Raw genomic sequence first — 8,338 nt, forward strand, 5'->3', positions numbered from 1 at the left:
CAACCGCGAGCTGCACGCGCAGATCTGGGTCGCCCAGGTCGGCCGGGTGCCGCTGCTGATGCTCGACTCCGACATCGAGGAGAACGAGCCGTCCGAGCGCGAGGTGACCGACCGGCTGTACGGCGGTTCGACCGAGCACCGGCTGCTGCAGGAGCTGCTGCTCGGCGTCGGCGGTGTCCGCGCGGTCCGCACGTACTGCCGGATCACCGGCCACCCGGCGCCCGAGGTGTTCCACACCAACGAGGGCCACGCCGGTTTTCTCGGCATCGAGCGGATCCGCGAGCTGGCAGCAGACAAGGACCTCGACTTCGACACCGCGCTCGAGGTGAACCGCGGCGGCACCGTGTTCACCACGCACACGCCGGTGCCGGCCGGTATCGACCGGTTCCCGGTCGAGCTGATCCAGCAGCACTTCTCGCCCGACGTGTTCGGTCCCGAGGTCCCGATCGACCGGATCCTCTCGCTCGGCGCGGAGGACTTCGAGGGCGGCGACCCGGCGCTGTTCAACATGGCGATCATGGGCCTGCGGCTCGCGCAGCGCGCGAACGGCGTCTCGAAGCTGCACGGTGTGGTCAGCCGCGGGATGTTCGCCGGTCTGTGGCCGAGCTTCGACCCGGTCGACGTACCGATCACCTCGATCACCAACGGCGTGCACGCGCCGACCTGGGTGGCGCGCGAGGTCCACGACCTGACCTACGCGAACTACACCACCGAGAGCGACGAGGTGTTCGAGGGTCTGGACAAGACCACCGACGCGCAGATCTGGGAGACCAAGCGGCTGTTGCGGCAGCGCTTCATCGACGACACCCGGTCGCGGGTGCGGCAGTCCTGGATCAACCGCGGCGCCAGCGACGCCGAGCTCGGCTGGGTCGACTCGATCCTGGACCCGGACGTGCTGACGATGGGCTTCGCGCGGCGCGTCCCGTCGTACAAGCGGCTGACGCTGATGCTGCGCGACCCGGAGCGGCTGAAGTCGCTGCTGCTGCACCCGCAGCGGCCGGTGCAGATCGTGATCGCCGGCAAGGCGCATCCGCACGACGAGGGCGGCAAGAAGCTCATCCAGGAGATGGTGCGGTTCGCCGACGACCCGGAGGTGCGGCACCGGATCGTGTTCGTGCCGGACTACGACATCAAGCTCGCGCAGCCGATGTACCCGGGCTGCGACGTCTGGCTGAACAACCCGCTGCGTCCCTACGAGGCCTGCGGTACGTCGGGCATGAAGGCGGCGCTGAACGGTGCGCTCAACCTGTCCATCCGCGACGGCTGGTGGGACGAGTGGTACGACGACGAGTTCGGCTGGGCGATCCCGTCCGCCGAGGGCATCGAGGACACCGACCGGCGTGACGACCTCGAGGCGCACGCGCTGTACGACCTGATCGAGAAGCAGGTCGCGCCGCGGTTCTACGACGGCGAGGTCCCGGGCCGCTGGATCGAGATGCTGCGGCACACGATCAAGGAGCTCGGCCCGAAGGTGCTCGCCACCCGGATGGTGCGCGACTACGTCGAGCAGTTGTACGTTCCGGCCGCGCAGTCGTCGCGCGCGCTGAACTCGACGTACGACGGTGCTCGCGAGCTGGCCGCGTGGAAGAAGAAGGTCCGTGCGGCCTGGCCGCAGATCCGGGTCGACCACGTGGAGCTCCAGGGCCTCGGCGACGTACCGCAGCTCGGGACGACGGTCGGACTGCGGGCGTTCGCGGCGCTGGGCGACCTCGAGCCGTCGGACATCTGCGTCGAGGTCCTGCACGGGCGGGTCGACACCAACGACGAGATCACGGACCCGGTCCGGACGTCGCTGTCGCTGGCCGAGACCTACGAGGGCAACCGGCACCGGTACGAGGGCGAGCTGAAGCTGGACCGCACCGGCCCGTTCGGCTACACGGTCCGCGTCGTGCCGAACCACCAGGGTCTCGCCAGCCAGGCCGAGCTCGGTCTGGCCGCCGGCCCGTCGGACCCCGAGGACCCCGACACCCCCGACCTCCCGGCCGGCTCGGAGTTCTGAGCCACCCACACGCCCCCGCCTGCCTCACCAGGCGGGGGCGTTCTGCTGCCCGGTTCAGGCGCGCCGGGTGCGGACGATCCCGTAGAGGACCAGCGCGGCGGCGAGTGCGGTGAGGGTCAGGGCCGCGACGGTGGTGGCGGTGTGGAATTCGGTGGTTTGGTGGGCGGTCCAGTTCGGGCTGGTGATGGGGCCGGTGAAGAGGACCGCGAGGACGGTGCCGGTGATGGCCAGGCCGGCGCCTGAGGTGACTTCGGTGGCCGTGTCGGTGAGCGCGGCGCCGATCGTGGTGCGGCTGGGCGGGAGGCCACGGAGAACGTTGACTCCGGCAACTACGCCGACGACGCGCATCCCGGCCGCGACCAGGGCGAGCGCGATGGCGACCCAGAGATAGCCGTGACGACTCAGTACGCCGTACACCGCGAGACCGGCGACGACAGCCGCCGCGCTGATCCACGCGGCACGCTCCAGTCCGACCCGTTCGACGAAGGGGCGGATCAGTGCGCCGCCGGCGACGAGGACGACGACCTGCGGCAGCATCCCGATCGCCGCGAGCCCGGGCGTCCATCCCCAGTCGAGCTGGAGTTGCAGCGTGACGAGGTACCCGAGCCCGGCCGTCGCGAGTCCGGCCGCGGCCTTGAACGCGAGCCCGCTGGACACCAGCGGATGCGCGACCAGCTCGAGGTCCAGCAGCGGGTACGTCGCTGAGCGCTCGCGGAGGTAGAACAGCACGGCCCCGGCAACGGCGCCGGCGGTGAATGCCCACGGGCTCCACGACCCGGCGCCCTCGTTGACGAACAGCGTCGGCGCGACGAGCGCCGGCACAATCGCCGCCGTACCGAGGACTGCGCCTGCGACGTCGATCGGATCGCGGTGCAGGTCGGAAGGTACGTCGGCGGCGATGCCCCGCCTGATGCCGATGATCGCGAGGACCGCGATCGGCACGTTGACCAGCAGCAGCACCTGCCACGGCGCGATCGCGAGCACGAAGCCGCCCGCCGTGGGACCGAGCGCGAGCCCGACCAGCCCCACCGTCGAGATCAAGGTGGTGGCGCGGACGCGAAGGCCGTCGTCCTCGAACAGCCGGAAGCTCAGCGCCATCGATCCGGGCGTCGTCATCGCGGCCGCGACGCCCATCGCCACCCGGACGGCGATCAGTTGCCCGACCGTGTCGACGAACGCGGTCGCGAGACTCGCCACACCGAGCAGTACGAGCCCGGCGAGCATGACCTGCCGGCGCCCGAACCGGTCGGCGATCGCCCCGAACGCAAGCATCAGCCCGCCGAACACGACCGCGTACGCGCCGGTCACCCACTGGAGCGCGGTGGTCGAAGCGTGCAGTTCGCGTCCGATGGTGGGCAGCGCGACGTTCAGGATCGAGTTGTCGAGCATCTCGAAGAGGAAGACCGCTGAGAGGCCGGCCAGTGCGACCCACGCCTCCCGCAGCGAACGCGGCGCGCCTGCTATGACAGTTGCCTGAGTTGAGGACATGCCACTAAGTTAACTGACTAAGCTTAGTGACACAAGAGAGCGAGGTCGCAGATGCCCAGAACCGCAGCCCGCGGCGGACCGCAGACGCGCGCCCGGATCTCGCAGGTCGCCACCCAGTTGTTCCTGGAGCGCGGCTTCGACGAGGTCACGGTCGCCGAGGTCGCGCGCGAGGCCGGCGTGTCGAGCGTGACCGTGTTCAAGCATTTCCCGCGCAAGGAGGACCTGCTCCTCGACCGCGCCGACGATGCGATGGACGTCCTGCGTACGGCGGTGCGCAACGGCGGCGACGTACTGGCGTCCCTGCATGAGGCGACGCTGCGCCTGGCGGACGAGCGGCACGCACTGTCCGGGCTCAAGGACGGTTCGGTCCCGTTCTTCGCGACGGTTGCGGCGTCACCGGCCCTGATCGCCAGGGCCCGGGAGGTCGCCGACGAGCTCCGGCAAACCCTCGCCGACGAGCTGGCCGGCGCGGGGTCAGGGTCCGAAGAGGACGCCGATCTTCTGGCGGCGTTCTTCGTGGCCGGCTACACCACGGTCCTCAGCGAGACCGCCCGCCGCCAGCTGGCGGGCGACGCCGCGGACGAGGTGGCCGATGACCACCGCGCCCGCGTCGATCGGCTCCTGGACCGGCTTCGCTCCGGGTTTGGAGGGTGACTGTCCACTCAGACGAGATCCACCCACTCGAACGGGGGCTTGCCGGCGGGTGACGTGACGAAGGAGCGGCCGGTGAACGTCAGGCCGGGGTGGGTGCGGTAGAGGTCGTCGACCTCCTTCGTGGCCGTCTCGTCTCCGTTGTCGGAGGCAACCATCAGCCGGGCGATCCGGTCGGTGAGCTCGATGTCGGCGCCGTCCAGCCTGTCGGACATCGCGCCCCAGTTGTCCCAGAGCAGGAGTTCGTCACCGTTGAGGTGGGCCAACTGGTAGTGCACGTAGTTGCGGATGAACCAGCCGCCGTGCAGCTTCAGCGGAGCATCCGGGGTCGGGTCGGCGCCGTACAGATCGCCGTCGAGCTCCCCGGCCCGGTACCCGAGCCACACCTCGGCCGCCGACCGGAACGGCCCGGCCGGGATGTCCGCCACATCGAAGGGGTAGGTGCCCGGCTCGAGTTCGGAGTCGATCATCACCCACCGTTCGCTGTTGAAGTACTCGGCGACCACGTGGTCATGGTTGAACCCTTCGGCGAAGTATTCCGCGAACCCGACCCGGCTGCGGGCCGGGATCCCCTTGTGTCGCAGGGCGGAAACGAACAGCAGTGTGTGGTCCCGGCAGCACCCCACGACCCGGTCGACCGGCTCCCGCGGCTCCGCGAGCGGCGTACCGTTGCGCGACTGGTCGGTGGCGAGAATCGCCGACACCCAGCGGCTGTCGATCTCGGCGAGCCGTTCGCCGGTGAACTCGATGCCGCCGCCGCGGTAGTGGATCACCAGGTTGCGTACCACTGCGGCGACGCCCGCAATGTCGTCCGGCAGCGCGTCGAACAGTCCGGCGTGGACGCCGGGGTCACTCCAACGGGTCTGGATCGCGTAGTCCATCAGAACGTCCTCTCGTGAATGGGCAGTGCGATGTCGACGGCCGGTTCGTCGCGGGGGAGCAGGTGGCAGTCCGCGCGGTACACCTCGCGTGGCGGACCTGCCTCCGGTACGCCGGACGCGCGGACGTGATCGACGACGAGGTCGTAGGCGAGCATGATCCGCGGGTACGCGCACTCGTCCATCGTGATCGTGCAGTACGCCTCGCGGTGCGCCGGTTCGACCCGGATCCCGATCCGCCCGGACGGATCGACGAGCCCCTCGAACGGCACGCACACCTCGACGGTCGCCTCACCCTCCGGTGTGACGGCGCCGTGGTAGATCACCCACGACCCGGCGGTCGCGGTCGCGCCGGCGGCTCGCAGGTACGTCATGATCTCGTCGGTGCACGTCACGATCACACCGATCAGCAGCTGCTGGTTGGTGTCGGCCCGGATCGTCGCGATCTTGGTCGCCGGTACGTCGCGGGTCAGCACGGGGCGGGGTGCGAGTCCCGTCGTACCGGATCGCGACAACCGGTCGCGTAGGTACTGCAGGGTCGCCTGCCGGGACGCGGTGGTCGCCTGCTCGGCGGCCCACCAGCGGTCGAGCCGGATCAGCGCGTCCTCGTCGCTTCCGGCGAGTACTTCGGCGATCGTGGTCAGCGGCATGTCCAACTGCCGCAGCACACTGATCCGCCGCGCCCGCTCCAACTGGTTCTCGTCGTACTGCCGGTAGCCGTTGGCGGGATCCACCTGCGCCGGCGCCAGCAGCCCCGACACGTCGTACAGCCGCAACGCCTTCAACGACAGTCCGGCCCGCCGCCCGAACTCTCCGATCGTCAACACGCGCTCATCAAACCCCCTGCCCCTGGGGCAAGGTAAAGCATCAGCCCGGGAAGGCCCGCAGATCCGGCTCGACCCAGCCGTTTCGCGCCGCCGGCGACGCCAGCGTGCGCGGCTGGTAGAAGTGCGTCAGCAGCCGCTTGTCCAGCAGCCCCGGGTTGCGTCGTACCAACTCCTCGAAGCTCTCGTCCGGCGCCTCGCCCATGTGGTACGCCGTCAGCTCGACCCACGCCCGGCTCACCGTGGCGTTGTACTTCTGCGGCGCCCCCGCGTACCGCGCCGTGCGCTGGATGCCCGTGCTCACCAGGTCGACCGCCCCGGCCGGCCCACACCGCCGTACGGCGAGCCACGTCAGCCGCACGTGCTCCCGGTGACCGAACCGCTCGGCCGTCGTCAGCACTTCGCCCATCAGTTCCTCGAACAGGTCCATCTCCTCACGGTCGACACCCGATGCGCCTTCCGCAAGCGGGTTTCCCGAGGGGTTGTTTTGATGACGGTAACGATATATCGTTAGTGTCATGAAGAATATCGAGGAGGATATTATGAACACCCCCAACGAACTCCGTGGCCGCCGAGGCGGTCACCATCACCCCCGTCGCGGTGGACCGTGGGCGGGCGAAGGCCTGCCGATGCACCGCGGACACGGTGGCCGCGGCCGTCGTTCCGAGCGCGGCTCCGAGAGCGGTTCTGAGCGTGGCTCTGAGCGCGGTTCTGAGCGCGGTCCTGAGCGCAATCCTGAGCGTGGCTCTGAACGGGGCTCGGAGCGCAGCTCGCGTCGTGGGTCCGGTCGTGGTCGTGGCCGGGCGCCGCGCGGCGATGTCCGGACGGCTGTGCTGATGCTGCTCGCCGAGGAGCCGATGCACGGTTACCAGTTGATGCAGGCCATCGCCGACCGCAGCGGCGGGCGCTGGACCCCCAGCCCCGGCGCGATCTATCCGACCATCAACCAACTGGAGGACGAGGGCCTGGTCACCGTGACCGCGGACGCCGGCCGCAAGCTCGTCACGCTGACCGACGCCGGACGCGAGGCGGTAGAAGGCCGACGCGAGGCGTCGATCGACCCGTTCGCCGGGTTCACGAACGCCGGCCCCGCGACCGACCTGCGCGGACTGCTCGAGGAGTTGCATTCTGCCACCCGGCAGGTCGCCCGCAGCGGTTCCGAGGAGCAGCAGACCGCGGCGGCCAAGATCCTGGCCGACGCCCGCCGCTCGCTCTACCTGCTGCTCGCCGACGCCCCGGTCAACCCCGTCAACCCGGTCAACCCCGTCAACCCCTCCGAGCCGGAGGCCTGAGATCCAGGTCACCCCGGGGAACGTCCCGTCCGAACCGCTCCTCTTCGAGTTGTCATCCACAACTGAGGAGGGTTCGGGATGCAGTCTCGAAGGATCGTCGCCGGCGTGCATGTCCTGCTGGCCGCGGTGCACGTCTACTGGGCAACGGGCGCAACCTGGCCCGCGCCCGACGAGCGAACACTCTCCCGAGCGGTCCTCGGCGTTCAGCTGTCGTTCGCTCCACAGGTGGTGCTGCCACTCGCAGCGCTGCACCTCCTGCTGGCCTTCGCGGTACTCCGGTCCGACCGGTCCGCAGTCGCCAGACTCGTAGTCGCCGGCGTCGCAGCCGGCCTGGCAGCGCGAGCCGCCCTTGGTCTGGCTTGGGCCTTCACAGACGTCGGTACGACGTTCTACTGGCTCAACCTGCTGCTCTACACACCGGCGTGCATCGCACTGTGCATCGCTGACCTCAAGATGCTGCGAAGGCGGTGGCTGAAGGCAACCGTGGTCGCAGGTCCAGTAGTTGCGGTGACAGCGCTCGTGCTGGTCGCCTACGTGTATCAGCCGTCGGAGCAGCCGCACCCTGCCGCTTCCGTTGACGCAAGGTACGTCGAGACTCCACTGGCTCGAGTGCACTATCTCCAGCGTGGTTCTGGTGCGCCGGTGGTGTTGCTGGCGCCAGGGGCTTCGCCTGCGGCTGCCTGGGATGCTCAGGTAGCTGTGCTAGCACGGGACCACACGGTGTACGCGGTGGACCTGCCAGGCCAGGGGGAGACCCGCCTGCACGACGAGACCTTCACCTTTGATCTGGACGGCATGACCGAGGCGCTCGGTCAGTTCCTGGACGCGCTGCACCTCCAGACCGTCCTACTCGGCGGCAACTCGTGGAGTGGTGGCTGGGGACTCGCGTACGCACAGCAACACCCCGAGCGGGTCAGCAAGCTCGTGCTGCTCGCGCCGTCCGGTCTGGACGAGCCGGATGTCTGGAGCTGGGAGATCTTCAAACAGCCGGTCGTGGGCGAGGCGCTGGCGAAGCTCGGTGCGAACCGGAGCATGGTCGAGTCCGCCGTCCGCGGGCTGTTCGTCCACAAGGAGCTGGTCACGCCGCAACTCGTTGACCAGTTGTGGATTCCCGGAACCTATCGTGACAACGTGCGATCCATGTACGCGCTCGAACGCGGTCTCGACTGGCGTGTGACCGAGCGTGGGCTGCCGTCGACCCGGCAG

Annotated in this window: 8 protein-coding genes; 4 read left to right on the forward strand and 4 right to left on the reverse strand. The window is 69.4% G+C overall.

The annotated features are described in order from the left end of the window. Positions 1 to 1,999 (forward strand): alpha-glucan family phosphorylase (glgP, locus tag VG502_RS11185; protein ID WP_325550135.1); only part of this gene is annotated, 1,999 nt, incomplete at its 5' end. A gap of 54 nt (positions 2,000 to 2,053) precedes the next feature. Here the strand turns inward: glgP and VG502_RS11190 are convergent. Then, positions 2,054 to 3,487, reverse strand: coding sequence for an MFS transporter (locus VG502_RS11190; protein WP_325550136.1), 1,434 nt, complete (start codon positions 3,485 to 3,487; stop codon positions 2,054 to 2,056). A gap of 51 nt (positions 3,488 to 3,538) precedes the next feature. Here VG502_RS11190 and VG502_RS11195 point away from each other — a divergent pair, with 51 nt between their 5' ends. Next, positions 3,539 to 4,141 (forward strand): TetR/AcrR family transcriptional regulator, encoded by a 603-nt coding sequence (locus tag VG502_RS11195; protein WP_325550137.1) that lies wholly within the window; start codon positions 3,539 to 3,541, stop codon positions 4,139 to 4,141. Between the two features lie 8 nt (positions 4,142 to 4,149). On the opposite strand, the gene VG502_RS11200 is transcribed toward VG502_RS11195, so the two are convergent. From VG502_RS11200 to VG502_RS11210, 3 genes are read right to left on the reverse strand one after another with little or no spacing between them, the layout of a single operon-like run. Beyond that, positions 4,150 to 5,019, reverse strand: a complete 870-nt coding sequence (locus VG502_RS11200) for a transglutaminase-like domain-containing protein (RefSeq protein ID WP_325550138.1) — start codon at positions 5,017 to 5,019, stop codon at positions 4,150 to 4,152. Beyond that, positions 5,019 to 5,843: a MerR family transcriptional regulator gene (locus VG502_RS11205; protein WP_325550139.1), complete on the reverse strand. Its 825-nt coding sequence runs from the start codon at positions 5,841 to 5,843 to the stop codon at positions 5,019 to 5,021. The genes VG502_RS11200 and VG502_RS11205 overlap by 1 nt, the downstream gene beginning before the upstream one ends. Before the next feature lie 40 nt (positions 5,844 to 5,883). Next, positions 5,884 to 6,270 carry a hypothetical protein gene (locus VG502_RS11210; protein ID WP_325550140.1) on the reverse strand — a complete coding sequence of 129 codons (387 nt, stop codon included), beginning with the start codon at positions 6,268 to 6,270 and terminating at the stop codon, positions 5,884 to 5,886. A gap of 406 nt (positions 6,271 to 6,676) precedes the next feature. Between VG502_RS11210 and VG502_RS11215 the strand changes: the two genes are divergently transcribed. Together VG502_RS11215 and VG502_RS11220 are read left to right on the forward strand one after the other, a co-directional pair. Continuing rightward, positions 6,677 to 7,132: a PadR family transcriptional regulator gene (locus VG502_RS11215; RefSeq protein WP_325550141.1), complete on the forward strand. Its 456-nt coding sequence runs from the start codon at positions 6,677 to 6,679 to the stop codon at positions 7,130 to 7,132. A gap of 78 nt (positions 7,133 to 7,210) precedes the next feature. Then, a partial coding sequence (locus VG502_RS11220) for an alpha/beta fold hydrolase (protein ID WP_325550142.1) occupies positions 7,211 to 8,338 on the forward strand: 1,128 nt, incomplete at its 3' end.

The organism is Flexivirga sp. (assembly GCF_035551235.1).
Taxonomy (GTDB): Bacteria; Actinomycetota; Actinomycetes; order Actinomycetales; family Dermatophilaceae; genus Flexivirga.

Bases quoted from the DNA above. Each gene is read 5' to 3' on its own strand.
- VG502_RS11190 (WP_325550136.1), bottom strand. From the start codon at position 3,487: ATGTCCTCAACTCAGGCAACTGTCATAGCAGGCGCGCCGCGTTCGCTG.
- VG502_RS11210 (WP_325550140.1), bottom strand. From the start codon at position 6,270: ATGGACCTGTTCGAGGAACTGATGGGCGAAGTGCTGACGACGGCCGAG.
- VG502_RS11195 (WP_325550137.1), top strand. From the start codon at position 3,539: ATGCCCAGAACCGCAGCCCGCGGCGGACCGCAGACGCGCGCCCGGATC.
- VG502_RS11215 (WP_325550141.1), top strand. From the start codon at position 6,677: ATGCTGCTCGCCGAGGAGCCGATGCACGGTTACCAGTTGATGCAGGCC.
- VG502_RS11200 (WP_325550138.1), bottom strand. From the start codon at position 5,019: ATGGACTACGCGATCCAGACCCGTTGGAGTGACCCCGGCGTCCACGCC.